Source organism: Agrobacterium sp. 22-221-1 (assembly GCF_053522445.1).
In genome coordinates, this window is the sequence record NZ_JBNWCL010000001.1 from 134,041 (window position 1) to 157,874 (window position 23,834).

The 23,834-nt window shown below is 60.2% G+C and carries 23 protein-coding genes and 1 tRNA gene; 21 read left to right on the forward strand and 3 right to left on the reverse strand.

The genetic code is table 11. The annotated features are described in order from the left end of the window. Positions 1-157: 157 nt before the first annotated feature. Positions 158-616 (reverse strand): RDD family protein, encoded by a 459-nt coding sequence (locus ACQZ5N_RS00635; protein WP_035217820.1) that lies wholly within the window; start codon positions 614-616, stop codon positions 158-160. A 97-nt stretch (positions 617-713) separates the two neighbouring features. Further along, positions 714-1,727, reverse strand: coding sequence for a porphobilinogen synthase (hemB, locus tag ACQZ5N_RS00640; protein ID WP_448731801.1), 1,014 nt, complete (start codon positions 1,725-1,727; stop codon positions 714-716). A 174-nt stretch (positions 1,728-1,901) separates the two neighbouring features. On the opposite strand from hemB, the gene ACQZ5N_RS00645 reads away from it, so the two are divergent. The 12 genes from ACQZ5N_RS00645 (at position 1,902) to ACQZ5N_RS00700 (ending at position 14,437) form a co-directional block, all read left to right on the forward strand. Further along, on the forward strand, positions 1,902-2,339 hold the full coding sequence (locus ACQZ5N_RS00645) for a DUF6163 family protein (protein WP_003496683.1): 438 nt from the start codon (positions 1,902-1,904) through the stop codon (positions 2,337-2,339). A gap of 234 nt (positions 2,340-2,573) precedes the next feature. Next, positions 2,574-3,083 (forward strand): transcriptional regulator LdtR, encoded by a 510-nt coding sequence (ldtR, locus tag ACQZ5N_RS00650; RefSeq protein WP_026363448.1) that lies wholly within the window; start codon positions 2,574-2,576, stop codon positions 3,081-3,083. Between the two features lie 366 nt (positions 3,084-3,449). Continuing rightward, a complete protein-coding gene (locus ACQZ5N_RS00655; RefSeq protein ID WP_003520799.1) occupies positions 3,450-4,781 on the forward strand; it encodes a L,D-transpeptidase family protein in 1,332 nt (443 codons plus the stop codon). Between the two features lie 370 nt (positions 4,782-5,151). Next, on the forward strand, positions 5,152-6,441 hold the full coding sequence (gene glyA, locus ACQZ5N_RS00660) for a serine hydroxymethyltransferase (RefSeq protein WP_020809946.1): 1,290 nt from the start codon (positions 5,152-5,154) through the stop codon (positions 6,439-6,441). Between the two features lie 14 nt (positions 6,442-6,455). Beyond that, positions 6,456-6,935: a transcriptional regulator NrdR gene (gene nrdR / locus ACQZ5N_RS00665; protein ID WP_003496675.1), complete on the forward strand. Its 480-nt coding sequence runs from the start codon at positions 6,456-6,458 to the stop codon at positions 6,933-6,935. 2 nt (positions 6,936-6,937) lie between these two features. Next, complete coding sequence (gene ribD, locus ACQZ5N_RS00670) at positions 6,938-8,182, forward strand: bifunctional diaminohydroxyphosphoribosylaminopyrimidine deaminase/5-amino-6-(5-phosphoribosylamino)uracil reductase RibD (RefSeq protein ID WP_448731802.1); 1,245 nt, start codon at positions 6,938-6,940, stop codon at positions 8,180-8,182. Beyond that, entirely contained in the window at positions 8,182-8,793 is a 612-nt protein-coding gene (locus tag ACQZ5N_RS00675) for a riboflavin synthase (RefSeq protein ID WP_059752541.1), read from the forward strand. Before ribD ends, ACQZ5N_RS00675 begins: the two co-directional genes overlap by 1 nt. Before the next feature lie 296 nt (positions 8,794-9,089). Next, complete coding sequence (locus ACQZ5N_RS00680; protein ID WP_448731803.1) at positions 9,090-9,722, forward strand: LysE family translocator; 633 nt, start codon at positions 9,090-9,092, stop codon at positions 9,720-9,722. A 164-nt stretch (positions 9,723-9,886) separates the two neighbouring features. Next, entirely contained in the window at positions 9,887-10,333 is a 447-nt protein-coding gene (locus ACQZ5N_RS00685; protein ID WP_448731804.1) for a 6,7-dimethyl-8-ribityllumazine synthase, read from the forward strand. A gap of 4 nt (positions 10,334-10,337) precedes the next feature. Next, complete coding sequence (gene nusB / locus ACQZ5N_RS00690) at positions 10,338-10,835, forward strand: transcription antitermination factor NusB (protein ID WP_004441180.1); 498 nt, start codon at positions 10,338-10,340, stop codon at positions 10,833-10,835. Positions 10,836-10,856: 21 nt separating this feature from the next. After that, the gene (locus tag ACQZ5N_RS00695) at positions 10,857-12,080 is read left to right on the forward strand and encodes an MFS transporter (protein ID WP_448731805.1); all 1,224 of its coding nucleotides are present in this window, start codon (positions 10,857-10,859) and stop codon (positions 12,078-12,080) included. Between the two features lie 218 nt (positions 12,081-12,298). Further along, complete coding sequence (locus ACQZ5N_RS00700; protein ID WP_304982464.1) at positions 12,299-14,437, forward strand: sodium-translocating pyrophosphatase; 2,139 nt, start codon at positions 12,299-12,301, stop codon at positions 14,435-14,437. Between the two features lie 76 nt (positions 14,438-14,513). Here ACQZ5N_RS00700 and ACQZ5N_RS00705 read toward each other — a convergent pair whose 3' ends face one another. Continuing rightward, entirely contained in the window at positions 14,514-15,044 is a 531-nt protein-coding gene (locus ACQZ5N_RS00705) for an outer membrane protein assembly factor BamE (RefSeq protein WP_003520808.1), read from the reverse strand. Between the two features lie 271 nt (positions 15,045-15,315). Here ACQZ5N_RS00705 and ACQZ5N_RS00710 point away from each other — a divergent pair, with 271 nt between their 5' ends. The 9 genes from ACQZ5N_RS00710 (at position 15,316) to ACQZ5N_RS00750 (ending at position 23,828) form a co-directional block, all read left to right on the forward strand. After that, positions 15,316-15,855 (forward strand): ubiquinol-cytochrome C chaperone family protein, encoded by a 540-nt coding sequence (locus ACQZ5N_RS00710; protein WP_269830786.1) that lies wholly within the window; start codon positions 15,316-15,318, stop codon positions 15,853-15,855. An 8-nt stretch (positions 15,856-15,863) separates the two neighbouring features. Further along, positions 15,864-16,427, forward strand: coding sequence for a YceD family protein (locus ACQZ5N_RS00715; protein ID WP_059753164.1), 564 nt, complete (start codon positions 15,864-15,866; stop codon positions 16,425-16,427). A 98-nt stretch (positions 16,428-16,525) separates the two neighbouring features. Next, a complete protein-coding gene (plsX, locus tag ACQZ5N_RS00720) occupies positions 16,526-17,587 on the forward strand; it encodes a phosphate acyltransferase PlsX (RefSeq protein WP_035261625.1) in 1,062 nt (353 codons plus the stop codon). A gap of 4 nt (positions 17,588-17,591) precedes the next feature. Then, positions 17,592-18,563 (forward strand): beta-ketoacyl-ACP synthase III, encoded by a 972-nt coding sequence (locus tag ACQZ5N_RS00725; protein WP_448731806.1) that lies wholly within the window; start codon positions 17,592-17,594, stop codon positions 18,561-18,563. A gap of 244 nt (positions 18,564-18,807) precedes the next feature. Then, the gene (locus ACQZ5N_RS00730; RefSeq protein WP_035260182.1) at positions 18,808-19,146 is read left to right on the forward strand and encodes an integration host factor subunit alpha; all 339 of its coding nucleotides are present in this window, start codon (positions 18,808-18,810) and stop codon (positions 19,144-19,146) included. Positions 19,147-19,420: 274 nt separating this feature from the next. After that, the gene (locus ACQZ5N_RS00735; RefSeq protein WP_003520813.1) at positions 19,421-19,954 is read left to right on the forward strand and encodes a MerR family transcriptional regulator; all 534 of its coding nucleotides are present in this window, start codon (positions 19,421-19,423) and stop codon (positions 19,952-19,954) included. 163 nt (positions 19,955-20,117) lie between these two features. Beyond that, positions 20,118-20,846 (forward strand): nuclease, encoded by a 729-nt coding sequence (locus tag ACQZ5N_RS00740; RefSeq protein ID WP_448731807.1) that lies wholly within the window; start codon positions 20,118-20,120, stop codon positions 20,844-20,846. A 235-nt stretch (positions 20,847-21,081) separates the two neighbouring features. Further along, a tRNA-Leu gene (locus ACQZ5N_RS00745) sits at positions 21,082-21,167 on the forward strand. Positions 21,168-21,323: 156 nt separating this feature from the next. Continuing rightward, on the forward strand, positions 21,324-23,828 hold the full coding sequence (locus ACQZ5N_RS00750; RefSeq protein WP_448731808.1) for a heavy metal translocating P-type ATPase: 2,505 nt from the start codon (positions 21,324-21,326) through the stop codon (positions 23,826-23,828). Positions 23,829-23,834 lie beyond the last annotated feature (6 nt).

Genomic DNA, 23,834 nt, shown 5'->3' on the forward strand with positions numbered 1-23,834 from the left:
GTCTGTTATGAAAGCGCGCCGCGATTTCACGGGGTTGGCGGCGGCGCTTCAAGCGACATGCATAATGTCACAGAATGGCAAAATGCCGGAAAACGTCAACTGCGAGATGCGGCATTTGCGGGGTTTGAAAGCCACGTTTGCGTGGCTTTCCGCAATATCAGCGCGTTCTGACGATGACGGTGCCGAGCAGGAAGTCGTGAACGAGGCGCGAGCGCTCCGTAAACAGGCCTGCAAGCAGGATCAGCGGCGTCAAAACCGAGTTGATGACCCAGAAAAGCACGATGTGAACGGTCGACAGCAGGAAATCGATTCGCCGTCCGTCCATGCGCGCCATGGCGATCCCCATCGCCCGCATGCCGGGGGTGGCCTGCGAGGGGCCGCCGAGCGTCATGCCGAAATAAAGCACCGCAACGATGACGAACAGCGCCGGATAAAGGAAGAAGCCAAGGCCGAGGGTAATCACGCCGAGAAAGAAGACGATGACCGCGGCCGGAATGCACAGCAGGAGAACGATCGCATAATCGATCAGGAACGCGAAGACCCGCCGGCTCAGGACGCCGCTATAGGCGCGCCAGTCATCCGGTGCGGCATAGGTGGGGTTCTGGTCGAGGCTCATCGGTCGTTTTCTCCTGAGAAGGCATGACAGCGCGGCATGAGTGCCGTGTCAGCAGACAATATGGGAAGAAAACGACCGAATACAATAAGTGCGAGCTTCAGCCCTTTGCCAGTTTGCGTGCGGCCTCGATGGCGAAATAGGTGAGAACGCCATCGCAACCGGCACGCTTGAAACAGAGAAGTGTTTCCATCATCACGCGATCGCCATCGATCCAGCCGTTCATCGCGGCCGCCTTGATCTGGGTATATTCGCCGGACACCTGATAGGCGAAGGTCGGCAGGCCGAAATTCTCCTTCAGCCGCCAGCAGATGTCGAGATAGGGCAGGCCGGGCTTGACCATCAGCATATCCGCACCTTCCTCCACGTCGAGGGCGGCATCGCGGATCGCCTCCATGCCGTTGGCAGGGCTGATGTAATAGCTGTTCTTGTCGCCCTTCAGCAGGCCGGCCGTGGAGATGGCCTCGCGATAGGGACCGTAATAGCCGGAAGCGAATTTCGTCGCATAGGACATGATGCCGACATTCTGGTGTCCGGCGGCATCGAGACCGCGACGGATGGCGCCGATCCGGCCATCCATCATCTCCGATGGAGAAATAATGTCCGATCCCGCTTCCGCCTGCAGGATCGCCGCCTTGATAATCTGTTCCACGGTCTCGTCATTGACGATCTCGTCGCCGCGCAGAATGCCGTCATGGCCGTGGCTGGTGAAGGGGTCGAGCGCAACGTCGGTGATCATGCCGATATTGGGAACGGCTTTCTTGACGGCGATGGTTGCCTGATTGATGAGATTATTCGCCTCGAGCGCGTTAGAACCGGTCTCGTCGCGCAGCTCCATTTCGATGTTCGGGAAGGTAGCAATTGCCGGAATGCCGAGATCGGCGGCCTCTTTTGCGGCTTCGACCAGTTTGTCGACGCTCATCCGGTTAACGCCGGGCATCGCCGGAATGGGATCGAGAATATTGCTGCCCGGCACGATAAAGACCGGCCAGATGAGATCGTCAACGGTGAGGCGGCTTTCCTGCACCAGACGGCGCGTCCAATCCGCCTTGCGATTGCGCCGCATGCGACGATGGCCGGTGATCTCGTCGACCAGATGCGTTTTATCCTGCATGTAAGAATGTCCTTCGATCAAATTTGGAAAGCTGCATAGCATGAAGCTTGGCCCATGCGAATGCGACAATCTTCCCTCATCGGCGTCCTGCGATGACGATGATGCTTTGACAAGGCAGGCGGCGGGATTCAATATGGGCTGGTCGCCCGTTCGTCGAGACCGTATCTTCCGGCCATGGAACCTGATTCTCAACCTCTGCCGAAACGCCCGCTTACGGAAATCCTCTTTCTGGTCTTCATGAGGCTGGTCGCGGTTTCCTGTTTCTGGTTCGGCCTGCAATATTGGGCGATGCTGACGGGCTATTCGCTTGGGGGCCATGGGCGGTTCGATATGCTGAACCTGCCCTGGCGGGTGGCGGGCAGCGCGCTGGCCGTTATTTTCCCTGTCGCAGCACTCGGCCTCTGGCTCGGGGCCTCCTGGGGCGCGGTCATGTGGGTCATGGGCGCGGGTGCGCAGATCGCCATGTATAAGGTGTGGCCGCATATCTTCGGCGCCAACACGCTGGTGCCCGTCATGCACGGCCTTGTGGCAACCATTTATATACTATTCCTGGTCGCTTTCTGGCTGGATCAGCGCCAGAATGAAGAACGCGCAAGAATTGATTTACCATAAGAATAAAGCAATTCGGCCTGATTTTGGGCCGTATTTAATGGCTAAGTCATTGATTTGTAATAGATGACCTTGGACCATTCCCGCTTCGCCACAAGTTGGGCCCTCCGGGGAAAATGCAGGTAACCATTTGTTAATCGTAGCTTTTAAGTAGAATTTTATGCGCATTGATTAGGTTCTCACTCAAGGCGGGAGACAAACAAACACACCGCCAAACAAAACAGTGAGGCAGTCATGATCAATAGCAAAGTTAAGCCCCAGGCCGTTGTTGCCGATGCACATGAAGATACCATCCGCTCGCTCTACATGGAATCGCTGCACCTGGTGGAACGTCTCCACCGCCGCCTCCTCGATGTCATCAAGGATGAGTTCGACCGTCAGGGTCGCGATGACGTCAACGCCGTTCAGGCCCTGCTGCTGTTCAACATCGGCAATTCCGAACTGACGGCCGGCGAGCTTCGTTCCCGCGGTTATTACCTCGGCTCGAACGTCTCCTACAACGTCAAGAAGCTGGTCGACCTCGGCCTCATCAACCACCAGCGCTCGCGTGTCGACCGCCGCTCGGTCCGCATCAGCCTGACCGAAAAGGGCCAGGAAATCGCCGAAACGGTTGCCCGCCTTTATGAACGCCACGTCGGCTCGATCGAAAAGGTCGGCGGCATCGGCACTGGCGAGTTCTCCGAAATGAACAAGCTGCTGCAGCGCCTCGATCGCTTCTGGAACGACTCGATCGCTTACCGCCTGTAATATCGCGACGGTTTCACTGTTTAAGCCGGGGGCATCCTTTTGCTCCCGGCTTGTGGATTCCGCGTCGGGCGTTTTTGCGTGTCAAGCCTAGCCCTTCTTCGAGCCTTCGCCCTGTTTCTCAGGCGAACAAAGCTTCGTGAGATGAGGCCCGTGACACGAATCGGCCATATTGATATGGGACCGGCAAGGGTGAAGGAGCCGGCTGTTTCTCCTGCTGTCGCGGCAAGTCCCGACCGTTCTGCCAGACAATGACGCCCAATGGATGGGTGTCGAGTATTACCAGCCGGCAGACACGTTGTACGTGTTTGTTAATCATATTGATTTAGGCATTGTTGAGAATGCCGAAGAGAGTGGCTGGTAGGTAGAATGACAAAGAAATCCGTTTCCGATTCCGTATCGCGCCGCGCGCTTCTGCGTTCGGCCGTTTCCGTTGGCGCCGCCGCGCTTGCCGCGCCGGCCTTTGCGCAGAACGCGCTCAACGATCTCATGGGCTCTTCGCGCCGCGGCAACTGGGATGATCAGTTCGACGCCAATACGTCGCGCTCGGCCGTGGGCGTCGTTTCCAACAATCCGGTTCTCGGACGCGAAGCGCCGGTCTACATGCAGCAGGCGATCATGCAATATCAGCAGATCGTGCAGAATGGCGGCTGGCCGGAAGTGCCGGCGTCCCAGCAGCGTCTCCAGATCGGCGTTTCCGATCCTTCCGTACAGGCGCTGCGCCAGCGACTGATGGTGTCCGGCGACCTGCCGCGTGAAGCCGGCATTTCCAGCGCCTTCGATAGTTACGTCGATGGCGCGCTGAAGCGTTTTCAGGCCCGTCATGGCCTTCCGGCCGATGGCGTCAGCGGCGAATACACCACGAAGGCGCTCAATGTTTCCGCGCAGATCCGTCTGGCGCAGCTGCAGACCAACCTCGTTCGCATCCAGTCCATGTCCGGCGATCTCGGCCAGCGTCACCTGATGGTGAATATCCCGGCCGCCGCCATCGAAGCCGTTGAAAATGAACGCGTCGTGCTGCGCAACACGGCCGTCGTCGGCCGCGCCAGCCGCCCGACCCATGTGATCAATTCCAAGATTTACGAAGTCATCCTCAACCCTTACTGGACCGCGCCGCGCTCGATCGTCGAAAAGGACATCGTGCCGCTGATGCAGAAGGACCCGACCTATCTGGAGCGGAACAACATCCGCCTCATCGACGGCAAGGGACAGGAAGTTTCGCCGACCGCAGTCGACTGGTTTGCACCGAAGGCGCCGAACCTGATGTTCCGTCAGGACCCCGGCAAGATCAACGCCATGTCGTCGACGAAGATCAACTTCCACAATCCGAACAACGAATATATGCACGACACGCCGCAGCAGGGCCTGTTCAACAAGCTGATGCGTTTCGAATCCTCCGGCTGCGTGCGCGTGCAGAACGTGCGCGACCTTACGAGCTGGCTGCTGCGCGACACGCCCGGCTGGTCGCGTCAGGAAATGGAGCGCGTCATCGCCACCCGCGTCAACACGCCGATCAAGCTGGCGCAGGAAATCCCGGTCTATTTCGTCTACATCACCGCGTGGTCGGCGAAGGACGGCGTGGTGCAGTTCCGCGACGATATCTATGAAAAGGACGGCAACGCCGAACTGGCGCTCAACACCACGAGCGGCATGGAACAGCCCGCCGGCCCGGTGGATGACGATCTGTTGCCGCGCAACTGATCCAGCTTTGCTGTCAGTTTCTTACCGCGAATGAAGGCCGCGCTTCGCCGGGTGCGGCGTAGCCCTCATACGCCGTTCCAGTGCGATCAAAGTTCTTGATCGCGAGAGAGTCTTTTCACGGCGCAGACGCGCCGTGGCTGGATGCCTGATTTAGTCCGGCATGACGGGAGGAAAGCTTGTCGCCTTCCTCACAAGTCTGATCCTCCCCGCTGCGTGCGGCTTTTTCTCCTCTCACCGCTACTTTAAAAAAAACAACTGTCGTTTTTTGTCGCAACGTCGCAGTTTGACGGGCAAATCTCGCTGCCCGTATTGCTCTTGTCGGGGCAGGGCGCTAAGACGCCATCGCATTACTGTTTCAGGAGCCTTCACCATGTCGAACACAGATGCTTTCTTCTCCCGTCCGCTTGCCGATGTCGATCCGGAAATTTTCGGCGCGATCGAGAAGGAACTGGGTCGCCAGCGCCACGAGATCGAACTGATCGCCTCGGAAAACATCGTTTCCCGCGCCGTGCTCGAAGCGCAGGGTTCGATCATGACCAACAAATATGCGGAAGGTTATCCGGGCAAGCGTTATTACGGCGGCTGCCAGTTCGTTGACATCGCTGAAGAACTCGCCATCGAACGCGCCAAGAAGCTGTTCGGCGTCAACTTCGCGAACGTCCAGCCGAACTCCGGTTCGCAGATGAACCAGGCCGTGTTCCTCGCGCTCCTGCAGCCGGGCGATACCTTCATGGGTCTCGATCTGAACTCGGGAGGCCACCTGACGCATGGTTCGCCGGTCAACATGTCCGGCAAGTGGTTCAACGTCGTCTCCTACGGCGTGCGTGAAGGCGACAACCTGCTCGACATGGACGAGGTGGAGCGCAAGGCCAAGGAACACAAGCCGAAGCTCATTCTCGCCGGCGGCACCGCCTATTCGCGCGTCTGGGACTGGAAGCGCTTCCGCGAGATCGCCGATGAAGTCGGCGCATACCTCATGGTCGACATGGCCCACATCGCTGGCCTCGTCGCCGGTGGCCAGCATCCGTCACCGTTCCCGCACTGCCATGTCGCCACCACCACCACGCACAAATCGCTGCGCGGCCCGCGCGGCGGCATGATCCTCACCAATGACGAGGATCTGGCCAAGAAGTTCAACTCGGCCGTCTTCCCCGGCCTGCAGGGCGGCCCGCTGATGCACGTCATCGCCGCCAAGGCCGTCGCCTTCGGCGAAGCGCTGAAGCCCGAGTTCAAGGACTATGCCGCACAGGTCGTCAAGAACGCCAAGGCGCTGGCCGAAACGCTGGTCGAAGGCGGTCTGGATGTCGTCTCCGGCGGCACCGACAACCACCTGATGCTGGTCGATCTTCGCAAGAAGAACGCCACCGGCAAGCGTGCGGAAGCAGCGCTCGGCCGCGCCTACATCACCTGCAACAAGAACGGCATTCCTTTCGATCCGGAAAAGCCCTTCGTCACCTCCGGTGTCCGTCTCGGCACGCCGGCCGGCACGACGCGCGGTTTCAAGGAAGCGGAATTCCGCGAAATCGGCAAGCTGATTGTCGAGGTTCTCGATGGTCTGAAGGTTGCCAATTCGGATGAGGGCAACGCCGCCGTCGAAGCTGCGGTGCGTGAAAAGGTCGTCGGCCTGACGGACCGTTTCCCCATGTATCCGTACATGTAAGAGAAAGGACGAAGATGCGCTGCCCTTTTTGCGGTTCTGAAGACACGCAGGTCAAGGACTCGCGTCCGGCGGAGGACAACACCTCCATCCGCCGGCGGCGCATCTGCCCCGATTGCGGCGGCCGCTTCACGACCTATGAGCGCGTGCAACTGCGCGAACTGATGGTCATCAAGAAAAGCGGCCGCAAGCTGCCCTTCGACCGGGAAAAGCTGGTGCGATCCTTCGAAATCGCGCTGCGCAAGCGCCCGGTCGATCGCGACCGGATCGAGCGAGCCGTCTCCGGCATCGTTCGCCGCCTGGAAAGTTCGGGCGAGACGGAAATTCCCTCGGAAGAAATCGGCCTGCAGGTTCTCGAAGCGCTGAAAAGCCTCGATGACGTAGCCTTCGTGCGTTACGCCTCGGTCTATCGCGATTTCAGCCATGCCGAGGATTTCGAAAACGTCATCGCCGAAATCAACGCCAAGATCGCCCGCGATACGGACGCCGGAGTCTAACCGTGACCACCCGCGCCGATGACGAAAGATTCATGGCCCGGGCAATCGAGGTTTCGCTTCGCCATCAGGGCCAGACGCTCACCAACCCATCGGTTGGCTGTGTTCTCGTCAAAGACGGACAAATCATCGCCGAAGCCGTGACCGCCGTTGGCGGCCGCCCGCATGCCGAACGGCAGGCGCTGGAAATCGCCGGCGCGGCGGCGCGCGGCGCGACCGCTTATGTGACGCTCGAACCCTGTTCCCACTGGGGCAAGACCCCGCCCTGCGCCAATGCCCTGGTGGAATACGGCGTCGCCCGCGTCGTGGTTGCGGTGGATGATCCGGACGAGCGCGTTTCCGGCCGCGGCTATACGATTTTACGGGATGCCGGTATTGTCGTGGAAACCGGCCTGTTGCGGGATGAGGGTAAGAGGGCGCTGGCCGGTTACCTCACGCGTCAGGTAAAAAAACGCCCGCATGTGATTCTGAAGCTTGCCGTTTCCGCCGATGGCATGATCGGCAGGAAAGGCGAAGGGCAGGTGGCGATTACCGGTCCCGAGGCGCGCCATGCCGTGCATCAACTTCGGGCGCGTTGCGATTGCATTCTCGTTGGTATCAGGACCGCCATTGCGGATGATCCCGAACTGACGGTGCGAATAGCTGGTCTCGAGGATCGTTCACCGGTTCGCGTCGTGCTGGACCGGTATTTTGAGTTGCCGTTGACATCGAAGCTGGTGAAGACAGCGCGGGAGGTGCCGGTGGTCGTTGCGGCGATACCCCCCTCTGCCCTGCCAGGCATCTCCCCCTCAAGGGGGGAGATCGGCAAGGGGCTGGCCGCTCGCTCAAATTTCGACTCCACCTCTCATTCGTCAACCTTCAAGGTCGGGCAAGGCAGCGCCCCATCGATCTCCCCCCTTGAGGGGGAGATGCCCGGCAGGGCAGAGGGGGGTAACCGCGACCACCGACGCCAACTCCTCACCGACGCCGGCGTCCAAATCCTCGAAGCCTCAACGCTGCAAAACCTCCTCCACATCCTCGCCGAAAGCGGCATGTCGGAACTTCTGGTCGAAGGCGGCGCCTTTGCCGCAAAATCATTCCTTGAAGCCGGGCTGGTGGACCGTATCATGCTGTTCGAAAGCCCGGTCGTGATCGGTGAGGGCGGCATTGAAACGCCGCTCAACCGTGCCGATATTCCGGGCGACTATGCTCTGGTCAGCGAGACCGCCTATGGGCGGGATCGTTGCTTCGATTATGAAAGGCCGATTTGATGTTTACCGGAATTGTCACCGACGTCGGAACCGTCTCCGAGCTGGAAGCTCTGGCCGAAGGTGTGCGTCTGCGGGTGGCGACCAATTACGATCCCAAGACCATCGATATGGGCGCATCGATCTCCCATGGCGGCGTTTGCCTGACGGTGACGAGACTGCCGGAAGACGGCAGCAATGAGCGCTGGTACGAGGTCGAGGCCTGGGAAGAGGCGCTGCGCCTGACGACGATTGCCGGCTGGCAGAAGGGCACCCACGTCAATCTGGAGCGGGCGCTGAAGATCGGCGATGAGCTTGGCGGCCACATCGTCTCCGGCCATGTCGATGGCAGGGCGGAAATCCTTTCGGTGGAGCCGGAAGGTGAGGCGGTGCGCATTCGCCTGCGCGCGCCGGAGCATCTGGCGAAATTCGTGGCGCCCAAGGGTTCCGTGGCGCTCGACGGCACCTCGCTGACCGTCAACGCCGTCGAAGGCACGGACTTCGACGTGTTGTTGATCCGCCACACACTCACCGTCACCACCTGGGGCGAACGCCAGCCGGGCGATTTCGTCAATTTCGAAGTCGATACCATGGCGCGTTATGCCGCAAGGCTTGCGGAATTTCCCTCAGCGTAATGTGGCGATGCTTTGGAGAGGAGGACGCACCGACGCCTCCTCCGTCATTCCGGCCCTGAGCCGGAAGCCAGCCCAAGTCTTTGGGCTGAAAGAACTTTTCCCGCCGCGCAGACGCGCGTCGACTGGATTCCGGCTCAAGGCCGGAATGACGGAAAAGGGGAGTGGCAAACACCTGAAATCGCGGCATATTGCAATTGTTCTCAAGCACCCCGCTTCCGATGAAGCTGGAAACGCTATAAGACTTTTTAGGCCGTTTGATATCGACCGCGAGCCAAACGGGGTAGGGGAAATACATCATGCCGTCCTTCGAACTGCTGACAGCCTTTTTCATAACCACCGCCTTGTTCGCCTATATCCCCGGTCCGGCCATGCTTTATGCGGCGGCGCAGACCATGGCGCGCGGCCGGTTTGCCGGGCTGATGGCGGTGTTTGGAATCCATGTCGGCTGCTATTTCCACATTTTTGCCTCTGCGGCAGGGCTTTCGGTGCTGTTTCAGGCCGTTCCATGGCTTTATCTCGCGGTGAAGCTCTGCGGTGCGCTGTATCTCATCTGGCTCGGCTTCTCGATGCTGCGCAGCAAGCTTGAAGGCGAGGCGGTCAATTTGACCATCGAGCCGAAATCGGCCCGCCGCGCCTTTATCGACAGCATCATCGTCGATGTGCTCAATCCGAAGACGGCGCTGTTCTTTCTGGCCTTCCTGCCGCAGTTCGTGGACCCTGCAGCGGCCTTTCCAGTCTGGCTGCAATTGCTGATCCTCGGCATCGCCGTCAATTTCATTTTTTCCTCGGCCGATCTTGTCGGCGTGCTTCTCGCAGGCGCCATGGTTGGGCGTTTGAAGCGTTCCAGCGCGGTGCAGGTGCTCGCCCGGCGCGCGGCAGGGACGGTGCTGATGGGGCTTGGCGTCCATCTCGCCTTCCAGAAAACCTGATTGTCGCGGAGCCGCGCCGGAAGGCGTGAAACCCGGCCAAATGCCCCGCAAACGCGGCCTCTTGCGCCGCTGACACATGAAATTACTTGCCAAAAATGGCCAGCCGTGGTTTGACCGCCGCAAAAGCCGGTATGATCCGGCATTAAGCTTTTCAGGAAAATATCATGTCCAAACCCCATCTTCTTATCGTGGAAGCACGTTTTTACGACGATATGGCGGATGCCCTTCTCGAAGGCGCGAAATTCGCGCTCGATGAGGCCGGCGCCACCTATGACGTCATCACCGTTCCCGGCGCGCTGGAAATCCCCGCCGCCATCGCCATGGCGCTTGACGGTGCTGACAATGAAGGCACGGAATATGACGGTTTCGTCGCGCTCGGCATGGTCATTCGCGGTGAGACCTATCACTTCGACATCGTCTCCAACGAATCCTCCCGCGCCCTGATGGATCTCGCCGTCAGCGAATCGCTGCCGATCGGCAACGGCATCCTCACCGTCGAGAATGACGAGCAGGCATGGGCGCGCGTGCGCCGTTCCGACAAGGACAAGGGCGGTTTCGCGGCGCGTGCGGCGCTGACGATGATCGAGCTCAAGAAAAAACTGGGTGGCTGAACGCATGTCGAATGTTGAAAATGGCGGCGAACCGCGCCAGCCTTCGGTAAAGCCCGCCAACCAGCGCGGCGCGGCCCGCCTTGCGGCCGTGCAGGCGCTCTACCAGATGGATGTCGGCGGAACCGGCGTCATGGAAGTCGTGGCCGAATACGAGGCGCACCGTCTCGGGCAGGAAGTCGACGGCGATACCTATCTGAAGGCCGACCCGTCCTGGTTCCGTTCCATCGTTTCCGGCGTCGTCCGCGATCAGACGAAGATCGACCCGCTGGTTCGCTCCGCCCTTCTGGAAGACTGGCCGCTGTCGCGCCTCGATGCTACCGTGCGCGCCATCCTGCGTGCAGGCACTTTCGAGATTCTGGAGCGCAAGGACGTGCCGGTCGCCGTCATCGTCACGGAATATGTCGAAATCGCCCGTGCTTTCTTTGAACACGACGAGCCGAAGCTGGTGAATGCGGTACTTGACCGCATTGCCAAGCAGGTGCGCGGCGAGGCAAAACGCTAAAAAAACTTAGGTGAGGAAGACATGAGCGCCGTTTCCGTCCCCGGACTTGAAGTTCAACTGGACGAGGCGAAGCGCAACGTCTTTCTCCTCACCATCGCGCAGGCGATCATGGGATCGGCTGCGCCCCTGAGCTTTTCGGTCGGCGCTCTTGCCGGCTATCAGCTGCTCGGCGCGGATAAGTCGCTGGCGACCGCGCCTCTCACCGGTTTCAATATCGGCGTTGCGCTCGGCGCGATCTGCGTGGCGGCTGCATCCCGCTTCCTTGGCCGCAAGGCAGGCTTCATGGTCGGCGCGCTGATGTGCTCCATCGGCGGCGGCATTGCCGCCGTGGCGCTCTTCCGTTCGGATTTTTGGCTGTTTGCCGTCGGCCTCCTGCTGATCGGCATTTCCGGCGGCTTTACGCAAAAAATCCGCTTCGCAGCAGCCGACGCCTCTCCATCCTTTTACAAGCCGAAGGCGATCTCCTGGATTCTGGCGGGCGGCATCATTTCGGCCATCGTCGGGCCGCAACTCGCCATCTTCGGCAAGGATTTGCTTGCGCCGGTCACCTTTGCCGGCGCTTTTCTGGCGCTCGTTCCGCTCGGCCTCGTCTCGATCGCCATTCTGGCATTTCTGAAACTGCCCGACCCCAAGGCCGCCGCCGCCCATGTCGAATCGGTAAGGCCGCTGTCGGAAATCGTCCGCACGCAGCGTTTCATCACCGGCATGATCTGCGGCATCGGTTCCTATGCCCTGATGACCTTCATGATGACCGGCGCACCGCTCGCCATGGTGGTCGGCTGCGGTTTCCCCACCGAACTCGCCACGCTCGGCATCCAGTGGCACGTTCTCGCCATGTTCGGCCCGAGCTTCTTCACCGGCATGCTGATTTCCCGATTCGGTGCGGAAAAAATCGTTGCGGCGGGCCTCATCGTGCTGATGGCTTGCGCCATCGTTGCCCATATGGGCATAGAGCTGTGGAATTTCTGGGCGGCGCTCATCCTGCTCGGCCTAGGCTGGAATTTCGGCTTCATCGGCGCAACCGCCATCATCACCTCCAGTTACCGCCCGCATGAGGCGGACAAGGTGCAGGGTTTCCACGATATCGTGCTGTTTGGCACCGTGGCGCTGTCATCCTTCTCTTCCGGTAAGGTGTTTACGGCCTGGGGCTGGTCGGTGATGAACCTCGTCATCTGGCCGGTTGCCGGGCTTTGCCTCCTGCTTGTCCTGTCGCTCGTCCTGACAAGCCGCAAAAAAGCAGCCTGAGTCGCGCGCCGCACTCTACTCCTTTCAAGTTTCAGGCAAATTTGTGGGCTTGACGCGGCACCTCGCGCCAACGCAATCTCCGCTCCGAGGACATTTTTCCTTGGGAGGGGAACAAATGCCCAAGACGGGATTTGGGACAGGCCGTCCGCATCTCCCTGCACAAGGTTTCGCCACGCCGGGGAGGGAGTGAGACCCGGCCTTTTGGGAGGTAAGTGCGCATGACCGTAATACCCATAGTAATTTTATGCGGTGTCCTGTCCGTCGTTTACGCGGTATGGGCCACCAAAAGCGTTCTCGATGCCGATCAGGGCAACGAGCGTATGCGTGAAATAGCAGGTTTTATCCGTGAAGGTGCGCAGGCTTATCTCACCCGTCAATATCTCACCATCGCCATCGTCGGACTGATCGTCGCCATTCTGGCCTGGTATCTTCTGTCATCCATGGCAGCCATCGGCTTCCTCGTCGGCGCGGTGCTTTCAGGCGTCGCCGGCTTCGTCGGCATGCATGTCTCCGTGCGCGCCAACCTGCGCACCGCGCAGGCCGCCTCGCACAGCCTTTCCGCCGGTCTCGATATCGCCTTCAAGTCAGGCGCTATCACCGGCATGCTGGTGGCCGGTCTCGCGCTGCTCGGCGTCTCCATCTATTATTTTATCCTGACCTCGGTGATGGGCCATCCGGCCGGATCGCGTGAGGTGATCGATGCGCTGGTGTCGCTCGGCTTCGGCGCATCGCTGATCTCCATCTTCGCCCGCCTCGGCGGCGGCATCTTCACCAAGGGTGCGGATGTCGGCGGCGATCTCGTCGGCAAGGTGGAGGCCGGCATTCCCGAGGACGATCCGCGCAACCCGGCAACCATTGCAGACAATGTCGGCGACAATGTCGGCGATTGCGCCGGCATGGCCGCCGACCTCTTCGAGACCTATGCCGTATCTGTCGTCGCGACCATGGTTCTCGCCGCGATATTCTTTGCCGGAACGCCGATACTGGAAAGCGCCATGGTCTATCCGCTGGCGATCTGCGGCGCCTGCATCCTGACCTCGATTGCCGGCACCTTCTTCGTGAAGCTCGGCACCAACAATTCCATCATGGGCGCGCTCTACAAGGGCCTCATCGCCACCGGTGTCTTCTCGGTTGCCGGTCTTGCGGTCGCCACTCATGCGACGGTCGGCTGGGGCACGGTAGGCACGGTGGCCGGCATGGAAATCACCGGCACCAACCTCTTCTTCTGCGGATTGGTCGGTCTTGTCGTGACGGCGCTGATCGTCGTCATCACCGAATATTATACCGGCACCAACAAGCGGCCGGTCAACTCCATCGCCCAGGCCTCGGTCACGGGTCATGGCACCAACGTCATCCAGGGCCTTGCGGTCTCGCTGGAATCGACGGCGCTGCCGGCCATCGTCATCGTCGGCGGCATCATCGGAACCTACCAGCTCGCCGGCCTGTTCGGCACCGGCATCGCGGTCACCGCCATGCTCGGCCTCGCCGGCATGATCGTGGCGCTCGACGCCTTCGGCCCGGTCACGGACAATGCCGGCGGTATCGCCGAAATGGCCGGTCTCGATCCTGACGTGCGCAAGGCGACCGATGCCCTGGACGCTGTCGGCAACACCACCAAGGCCGTCACCAAGGGTTATGCCATCGGCTCCGCCGGTCTCGGTGCGCTGGTGCTGTTCGCCGCCTATGCCAATGACCTCTCCTATTTCGCCGCCAATGGCGATACCTATCCCTACTTCAAGGACATTGGCGAGATTTCCTTCAGCCTCGCCAATCCTTACGTGGTTGCCGGCCTGCTGTTCGGCGGCCTCATCCCCTATCTCTTCGGTGGCATCGCCATGACTGCGGTGGGCAAGGCGGCAAGCTCGATCGTCGAGGAAGTGCGCCGCCAGTTCCGCGAGAAGCCGGGCATCATGGCTGGAACGGAAAAGCCTGATTACGGCAAGGCCGTTGACCTGCTGACACGGGCGGCGATCAAGGAAATGGTCATCCCGTCGCTCCTGCCGGTTCTGGCGCCGCTTGTCGTTTATTTCGGCGTGCTGGCCATTTCCGGCTCCAAGGCGTCGGCTTTCGCGGCACTTGGCGCATCGCTGCTCGGCGTCATCATCAACGGCCTCTTCGTGGCGATTTCCATGACCTCCGGTGGCGGCGCATGGGACAATGCCAAGAAGAGCTTCGAAGACGGTTTCATCGACAAGGACGGCGTGCGCCACGTCAAGGGTTCGGACGCTCACAAAGCGTCGGTGACGGGCGATACGGTCGGCGACCCTTACAAGGATACCGCCGGTCCCGCCGTCAACCCGGCGATCAAGATCACCAATATCGTCGCGCTTTTGCTGCTTGCGGTTCTTGCCCACTGAGGGCTTGGGTTCCGACAAATGAAAAAGGCCCGGGGAGCGATCCCCGGGCCTTTGAATTTTCCGTTTCTTCTTCCGGTCAGGGGGTGTTGTTGCCCTGACCCAGAATGCTCTTGGCGATATTGGCGCCCGAGGTGCCGCCGGAAAGCAGCTGCTGCAGGAAGGTGAGGTCCTTGCCGCCCGTCGGCGTGGTGCGCGAAATCGTGTCGAAGACCTTGCCGTCCTGCAGCGTATAGTTGGCCTTGCGCTCGATCACGCCGTCCTTGTTGAAATAGATCGCGAGAATGTTCTGCTCGACCAGCGCCGGCTTCATGAAGGCCGCGCGGCGCACGCGCTTCTGCGAGATGTAATAGAAAACCTCGTTGCCGAAGGTCGCGGTGGTGGAGGGCGTGCCCATGGTCAGCAGAACCTGCTCGCGGCTCGAACCTTCCGGGATCAGCTGGAGCGACTGCTCGTCCATGACGTAGCCGTTATGGAACACATCGGTCGTGCTGCTGCAGGCGGAAAGCAGGCCGGATGCGAGCACGATTGCGATGGCGGTCTTGCTCAGAACATTGCCGTGACTTGCGGATTTCTGCTTGCTCAACTGCTTTTCCCCGACTGCGATCATGAATGGCACCTTCCGGCATTGCGTGGTGCACAGTGTCTGTGCACATGATTGTGTCAATCCGGGGACGGAAAATCCCGGTCACTCCCCAAATTCAATGCTTTCCCGGTCTTTTGGAACTCCTCCGGTTCTCTTCGACTGTTTCAGGCGAAAGACGAACGTGACCGCGACAGCATTGCAATTCGTGGATGCTTCGGTAAACCAGCTTTGACGATCATGCAACAAGTGCGATGGGCGGTAAGCGAATTCACCCGTCCCGTTCGGAAAAAAAACGATGATATTCGGGCTGTTCAAGAAGAAAAACAACAATCGCGCCATTGTCGACCGGCAATATGCGACTTTGACCGCTGCTGCCCGCACACCCGCTTTCTATCTCGATCTCGGTGTTCCCGATACGGTCATGGGCCGCTTCGAGATGCTGTCGGTCATCATGATTCTCTATTTCCGCCGCACCAAATCCTCCGATGTCAGCGGGCAGGAAATTGCCCAGGAGATCGTCGACGCCTTTTTTCAGGACCTCGATCATTCCATCCGCGAACTGGGAATCGGCGATCAGGGCGTGCCGAAGCGCATGAAGAAATTCGCCGGCATGTTCTATGGGCGGCTCGAATCCTATGCGGCGGCGCTGGATGCTTCCGACCGCGTTGCCCTTGCCGCGGCGCTCCGGCGCAATATATATCCGCAGGTAGATGAGAAGGCGCCCGAGATGGAGGGGCTGGCAGGCTGGATGATGGACGCATCCACGCAACTTGCCACCCAGTCCGAAGACACAATAGCAACCGGAAGCCTGACGCTGCCCTTGCCTGGACGATGAGGTTCACGATGAACGCGCGACACCCTGCAAATGACGACCTGCCTTTTTCCTATCCCGTAAAGGTAGGCCATATTTCCGCCAATCCGGTCAGGATTGGTCTCGAAGCCAGTGCCGAGGAACTGAAGGCGCTGGCGAAATTCTGGAATGTGGTTTCCGTCGAATATCTGAAGGCGGAGCTGCAGGTTTCCCGCTGGAAGAAGGATGGCGTGAAGATCAAGGGCGAAGTGCATGCGGCGGTAACGCAATCCTGCGTCGTCACGCTGGAGCCGATCTCGAGCAAGATCGACGAGCCAGTCGAGCAGATTTTCGTTCCGGAAGGTTCGAAACTGGCGCGGATGGTGACCAATGAGGAAGGCGAGATCGTGCTCGATCCCGACGGCCCGGATATTCCCGACCAGTTCACCGGCGACAGTATCGATGTCGGCGCTGTGGTTGCCGAATTTGCGGCGCTCGCGATCGATCCCTATCCGCGTAAACCGGATGCGGAATTTGCCGAAGCGGCCGAAAAAGAGCCTGAAGAAGAAAAGCGCCCGTCGCCCTTTGCCGTGCTCAAAGATTGGAAAAAAGACTGAATGGCCCCGTTGGGCTGAAATAATTTTATTGTAACGAAGGCCGGAAAAGGTATTTTCGCGCAAAACCGCTGATTGGCGGGAAGAAGGATAAGGGACGAGTGATCAGAATTGCAATTGACGTCATGGGTGGCGATTTCGGCCCAGATGTTGCCATACCCGGTGCCGCCAAGGCGCTTGAACGGCACAACGATGTAACTTTTCTGCTCTACGGGCAGAAGAGCAAATGCGACCCCATTCTGGCACAATATCCCGCGCTTCGGGAAAAGTCGGTCTTTCACGATTGTGAAGTCTCGGTCAGCATGGACGAGAAGCCGAGCCAGGCGCTGCGCCGTGGCCGCTACGTCTCCAGCATGTGGCGCGCCATCGAGGCCGTGAAGCTCGGCGAGGCGGATGTCGCCGTTTCCGCCGGCAATACCGGCGCGCTGATGGCCATGGCGAAATTCTGTTTGCGCACCATGGCGCGGGTGGAACGCCCGGCAATCGCCGGCATCTGGCCGACGCTGAAGGGCGAAAGCATCGTGCTCGACATCGGCGCGACCATCGGCGCCGATTCCCAGCAGCTGCTGGATTTCGCCCTGATGGGCGGCGCCATGGCGCGTGCGCTTTTCGATATCGACCGGCCGACCGTAGGCCTGCTCAATGTCGGCGTCGAGGAGGTCAAGGGTCAGGAAGAGGTGCGTGAGGCCGGACGTCTGATCCGCGAGGCCGATCTCGCCACCATCGATTATCGCGGTTTCGTCGAAGGCGACGATATCGGCAAGGGCACGGTGGATGTGGTGGTGACCGAAGGTTTCACCGGCAACATTGCGCTCAAGGCCGCCGAAGGCACCGCCCGCCAGATCACCACGCTGCTGCGTGAGGCGATCTCCCGCAGCTTCTTCGCCAAGATCGGTTATATCCTGGCGAAAAGCGCCTTTGACGTACTCAGGGAAAAGATGGACCCGCGCAAGGTCAATGGCGGCGTGTTTCTCGGCCTGAACGGCATTGTCATCAAGAGCCATGGCGGCACGGATGCCATCGGTTTTGCCTCCGCCGTCGATGTCGGCTACGACATGGTCCACAACGGTCTGACGGCCAAGATTGAAAATGATCTGAAGATTTACCACGCAAGACGGCTTCCGCCCCCGGCGCCCGAAGCTCTCGTGGCTGACGAGGAATAAGGGAATGATCCGCTCTATAGTCCGTGGTTTCGGGGCAGCGCTTCCGAAGCGTGTCATGACCAACAGCGAAATCGAAGGGGTCGTCGAGACTTCCGACGAATGGATCGTGCAGCGCACGGGCATCAAGCAGCGCTATATCGCCGGCGAAGGTGAAACCACCGCGTCGCTCGGCGAAGCGGCGGCGCGCGCCGCGCTCGACAATGCCGGTCTCACGCCCGACGATATCGACCTCATCATTCTGGCCACCTCGACCCCGGATAACACCTTTCCGGCAACGGCGGTGAATATCCAGAACCGTCTTGGCATGACCCATGGTTTCGCCTTCGACATGCAGGCCGTCTGCTCCGGTTTCGTTTATGCCGTATCGACCGCCGATCTCTATATTCGCGGCGGCATGGCCAAGCGCGTTCTGGTGATCGGCTCCGAAACCTTCTCGCGCATCCTCGACTGGAAGGACCGCACCACCTGCGTTCTCTTCGGCGACGGCGCCGGCGCGCTGGTTCTGGAGGCCGGCGAAGGCGAGGGCACTTCTGCCGATCGCGGCATTCTGACGGCGCAGCTTCGCTCCGACGGCTCGCACAAGGAAAAGCTCTATGTCGATGGCGGACCTTCCACCACAGGCACGGTCGGCCATCTGCGCATGGAAGGCCGGGAAGTGTTCAAGCACGCCGTCGGCATGATCACCGACGTCATCGAACAGGCCTTCGAGGCGACGGGTACGACGTCCGACGATCTCGACTGGCTCGTTCCGCATCAGGCCAACAAGCGCATCATCGACGGTTCCGCGAAGAAGCTCAACATCGACGCGGAAAAGGTCGTGATCACCGTCGATCAGCACGGCAATACCTCGGCCGCCTCCATTCCGCTGGCGCTCGCCGTTGCCGCCGGTGACGGACGCATCAAGAAGGGCGATCTGGTCATGCTGGAGGCCATGGGCGGCGGCTTCACCTGGGGCGCTGTGCTGCTGCGCTGGTAAAGGCCTGATTTCCGCGTTTGCCGGGGCGATGGCGCGAAATCGGTTGTGATTTTTGCGCTCACGCCCCGATCGGAAGCGCCGGAGCGGCCCGAGGCTGTGTCAAAACCGTATCACTCGCTCTAAGCCCTTGCACTGATTGCCGAAAGCCTCAAATGAATCTGGAACAATCCCTTGACCGGTCGCCACAAGGGAAATAATCTCGGCGGCTCCTAGAGAAGAGTTCAGACACGGTTTGCGGGGAAAAATGGCCGGGAAGACAGTGACACGCGCAGATCTTGCAGAATCTGTGTTTCGTAAAGTCGGGCTGTCCCGCACCGAATCCGCCGAGCTGGTCGAAACGATCATCGACGAAATATGCAACGCGATCACGCGTGGCGAAGTCGTCAAGCTTTCGTCCTTCGCGACATTCCAGATACGGGAAAAGAACGAGCGTATCGGCCGCAACCCGAAGACGGGTGAGGAAGTTCCGATTTCCCCACGTCGCGTCATGACCTTCAAGGCCTCGAACGTGCTGAAGCAGCGCATTCTGAAGGCCCATACGGCCCGCAAGGCCAAGCAGAAGGGCCAGAAGGCCGGGACGTAATCCCGCTCTCAAGGTCTAAGCGACACGCCTTTTTTGCCGTATCGCAAGCCTTTTTCCCCATTCTTCTTGTGAACATACTTGAATTTCAACGTGCAAGCCGTTGAAATCCGGTCGACTCACATCATAATCAATTTTAGTGATTTGTATCTCGCCGCAATGGCGTCGGCGCGGGGTCGTAACCGACTTTGCGCGATGTTTGACCGGCGGGTGAAAAGCGTTCTCGTTCAGTGTCCGGCCGGATGCATGGCGCTCCGGTTCGGATGGGAGTGGAAATTTGGATAAAAGCCCCGACGCGTTTCGGACGATCAGTGAAGTGGCGGATGAGCTGAACCTGCCGCAGCATGTGCTGCGTTTCTGGGAAACACGCTTTCCGCAGATCAAGCCGATGAAACGGGGCGGGGGCCGCCGTTATTACCGCCCTGACGATATCGATCTCCTGAAGGGCATTCGTCACCTTCTTTATGACCATGGCTATACCATCAAGGGCGTGCAGAAGCTGCTGAAAGCCAATGGCAATCGCTTTGTAGCGGCCATCGCCTCCGGTGATCTTGCGACCATGGAAGCCATCATGGCGGCGAGCGGTGAAAAGGAAGTCGCCGAACCGCGTGTCGTCGATACCGATGGGGACGAGGTCGTCGGTCGCCCGAAGGCCAAGCCAAGCGGCCGTTTTTTCGGCTTCGGCGGTGGCGGCGGCGATGCGGAAATATCGGTAGGCAAGTCGAGCATCGGCAAGGACGATCAGGCGCTTTTGCAGGAAGCCCTGTTCGATCTCCTCGAATGCAAGCGCCTTCTCGATCAGGTTCGCTGAGGGTTTATCCACAGCTCATTTGCGTGCTTTCCATTCGGGAAATCGAGAAAACAAGAGGTTAGGGCGTTTTCCCGATTCTCTGAAAAACGAAAACGCCCGGCAATGCCAACCTTTCGGAAACTCCTTTGGCCGATAATGCGGCTCCGTAAAAAGGAGTCCGATCGTGAGCAATCGAAAATCGACAGCACGACGCCGCACGGCGAAGAAATCGGGTGGCGGCAGCGTTTGGCCATGGGTGCTGATGCTGGGCGTCGTTGCCGGCGGCATTCAGGCTTACGAACATCGCGACAGTCTTTTGCCGCAGCGGCATGTTGCAAAGGCGACATCTCCGGCCACGAGTTCTTCGAAAGTCGCGTCGGCGGCCAAACGCGATTCCGTCACGCCGGAAAAAGTGGCATCCATCCGCCCCGCATCGCCGGCTCTGCCCGGCAATGGCCCGGTGCCGCCGCGCCCGATCGCCATGCCGTCCGCCTCGCAGCCGAGCCAGGTCGCCGCTATCCTGCCGGAAACGCGCCCTTCGGTCGAAAAAATCTCGCTCGGTGAAAAAAGCGGTACTTTTGCCTTTTGCGGTCGTTCCGGCCTCAACAATTGCGTGGCCGATGGCAACACCTTCTGGATGAAGGGCGTGAAAATGCAGCTTGCCGGCATAGAAGTGCCGCAGATCGACCGGGCGCGCTGCATGGAAGAGCGCCAGCGCGGTTTCGTCGCGAAGGTCAGGCTTCGCGACATGCTGAATGCCGGCGCCTTCGATGTGGCGTCCTCCGGTGCTGCGGGCGGCCAATCCATGGAACGCAAACGGCTTTCACGTTCGGGCGTATCCTTCGCCGATCAACTCGTGCGGGAAGGGCTCGCGCATCCGGCATCGGCAAAAAATCAGTCCTGGTGTGGCTAGAGCGTTCTCGCTTTTCTTCGAATCGCGAAAACGCTCCAGCTCTTTGTTTGCCGCATTTCCAGACGGAAAACCGGGTCCGACTTTTCCTGGAAATGCTCCGAGGCCCCGTTGACCGAAACGGTTCGGCCTGTGTAGATGAGGCTCAGTCGTGTTTGGGACCGGCACCAATGCCGGGCGCCAGAAGCATGACGATTTTTTGCAGCGCTGCGGCCAAAACGGTACGCGGCGCGGCAATGCGGACGTGGCGAAATCGGTAGACGCAGCAGACTTAAAATCTGCCGACCATTGGTCTTGCGGGTTCAAGTCCCGCCGTCCGCACCACTTTCTTCCCCTGACTTAATCGTCTGTGAGCCGGCGTAAAACGCCCGTTCACGTGCACGGCATCGTCACTTGAAAATCATCAAAAAGAACCTATTGACCTTGCCACGATGGGAAGCCCTATCTTTTTTTTAACACAAGAAAAGAGGGGTCATACGCATGTCACAAATGGAGATCCGGGCGAGTCATCAGATTGCGATCGATGGCATGACATGCGCCTCCTGTGTCGGCCGCGTGGAAAAGGCCATTGCCAAGGTGCCGGGCGTTCTGAAAGCTTCGGTCAATCTGGCAACGGAACGTGCCGACATTTCCTTTTCCGGGCCGCCGGATGTGCCGGCCGTTATCGAGGCGGTGCGGCAGGCCGGTTACAGCGTCGAAGAGAAAACCATCGAACTCGATATTGAGGGCATGACCTGCGCCTCCTGCGTTGGACGTGTCGAAAAGGCGTTGAAGGCCGTATCCGGTGTTTCCGGTGCAAGCGTCAATCTGGCGACGGAGCGCGCCACCGTCCGCGTCGCCGGCAACGCCGCATCTGCGGCCAACCTTTCGGATGCCATCAAACGGGCGGGCTATAAGGCGAACGAGGTTGTCGCCGACAAAGCCACGGATGGAGAGCAGGACAAGCGCGAGGCGGAACTGCGCAGCCTCAAAATCAGCCTCGCCGTCGCCGTTGTTCTGACGCTACCGGTTTTCGTGCTGGAAATGGGGTCGCATCTGGTGCCCGCCATCCATGATTTCGTGATGGAAACGGTCGGCATGCAGGAAAGCTGGTATCTGCAATTTGCGCTGACGACACTGGTTCTCTTCGGCCCCGGCCTGCGTTTCTTCAAAAAGGGCATACCCGCACTTCTGCGGCTGGCGCCGGACATGAATTCGCTCGTCGTGCTGGGCACCGCCGCCGCCTGGGGATTTTCGGTTGTCGCAACCTTCATGCCCAAAATCCTGCCGAGCGGCACGGCCAATGTCTATTACGAGGCGGCGGCGGTCATCGTCACGCTCATCCTTCTCGGACGTTTTCTGGAAGCGCGCGCCAAAGGCCGCACCAGCGAGGCGATAAAGCGGCTCGTCGGCCTGCAGGCCAAGTCCGCCCGCGTGCTGCGCGATGGCGAAACCATCGATGTGCCGTTGCAGGATGTGCGCACCGGCGATGTGATCGTCGTTCGCCCCGGCGAGAAAGTGCCGGTCGATGGGCAGGTTCTCAGCGGCTCTTCTTATGTCGATGAATCGATGATCACAGGCGAACCGGTGCCGGTCACCAAGGCGGCGGGTTCCGAAGTGGTCGGCGGCACGGTCAACCGCAACGGTTCCTTCACCTTCCGCGCCACCAAGGTCGGCGCCGATACGCTGATCGCCCAGATCATCCGCATGGTCGAGGAGGCGCAGGCCGACAAGCTGCCCATTCAGGCGCTGGTGGACAAGGTGACCACCTGGTTCGTGCCGGCGGTGATGCTGGCAGCGCTCGCCACCTTCATCGTCTGGTTCATGTTCGGGCCCGATCCGGCCTTGACCTTCGCGCTCGTCAATGCGGTTGCGGTGCTCATCATCGCCTGTCCCTGCGCCATGGGCCTTGCCACGCCGACCTCGATCATGGTCGGCACCGGCCGCGCCGCCGAAATGGGCGTGCTGTTCCGCCGCGGCGATGCGCTCCAGACGCTCCGCGATGCCGATGTGATCGCCGTCGACAAGACCGGCACGCTGACGCTCGGCAAACCGAAACTGGTGCATTTTACCACGACAGAGGGCTTCGATGCGGATGAGGTGTTGCGCCTCGTCGCCTCGCTGGAGAACCATTCCGAGCATCCGATTGCCGAAGCGATCGTCGAGGCTGCGAAACATGGCGGCCTGACGCTTGCCGATGCGGAAGGCTTCGAGGCGACCCCCGGTTTTGGTGTTGCAGCCATGGTCGACGGCCGCAGGGTGGAAGCGGGCGCGGACCGGTTCATGACCAAGCTCGGTTACGATGTCGCGATGTTCGCAGACGATGCCGAGCGGCTGGGCAGGGAAGGGCAGTCGCCGCTTTATGCCGCCGTCGATGGCAGGCTGGCCGCGATCGTCGCGGTTGCCGATCCGGTCAAGCAGACGACCCCGGAGGCGATTGCGGCGCTGCATGCGCTCGGCCTCAAGGTCACGATGATCACGGGTGACAATCGCCGTACCGCTGAAGCCATCGCCCGCCGCCTCGGCATTGACGAGGTGGTGGCGGAAGTCCTGCCCGACGGCAAGGTGGAGGCCGTCAAGAGGCTTGCCGCCGGCGGGCGACGTGTCGCCTTTGTCGGCGATGGCATCAACGATGCGCCGGCGCTGGCCGCGGCCGATGTCGGCCTCGCCATCGGCACGGGCACGGATGTCGCCATTGAAAGCGCCGATGTGGTGCTGATGTCCGGCGATCTGCGCGGTGTGGCCAACGCCATCGCGCTCTCCAAGGCCACGATCCGCAATATCGGCCAGAATCTGTTCTGGGCCTTCGCTTACAATGCCGCTCTCGTTCCCGTGGCGGCCGGAATATTGTATCCTGTCAACGGCGTTCTGCTGTCGCCTGTCCTTGCCGCCGGAGCCATGGCGCTTTCCAGCGTCTTCGTATTGACGAACGCGCTACGCCTGAAAAGCTTCCGCGCGCCGCTGGTGGACAGATCGTCCGGCATGCAGCTCGCAGCGGCCGAATAGGAGGCG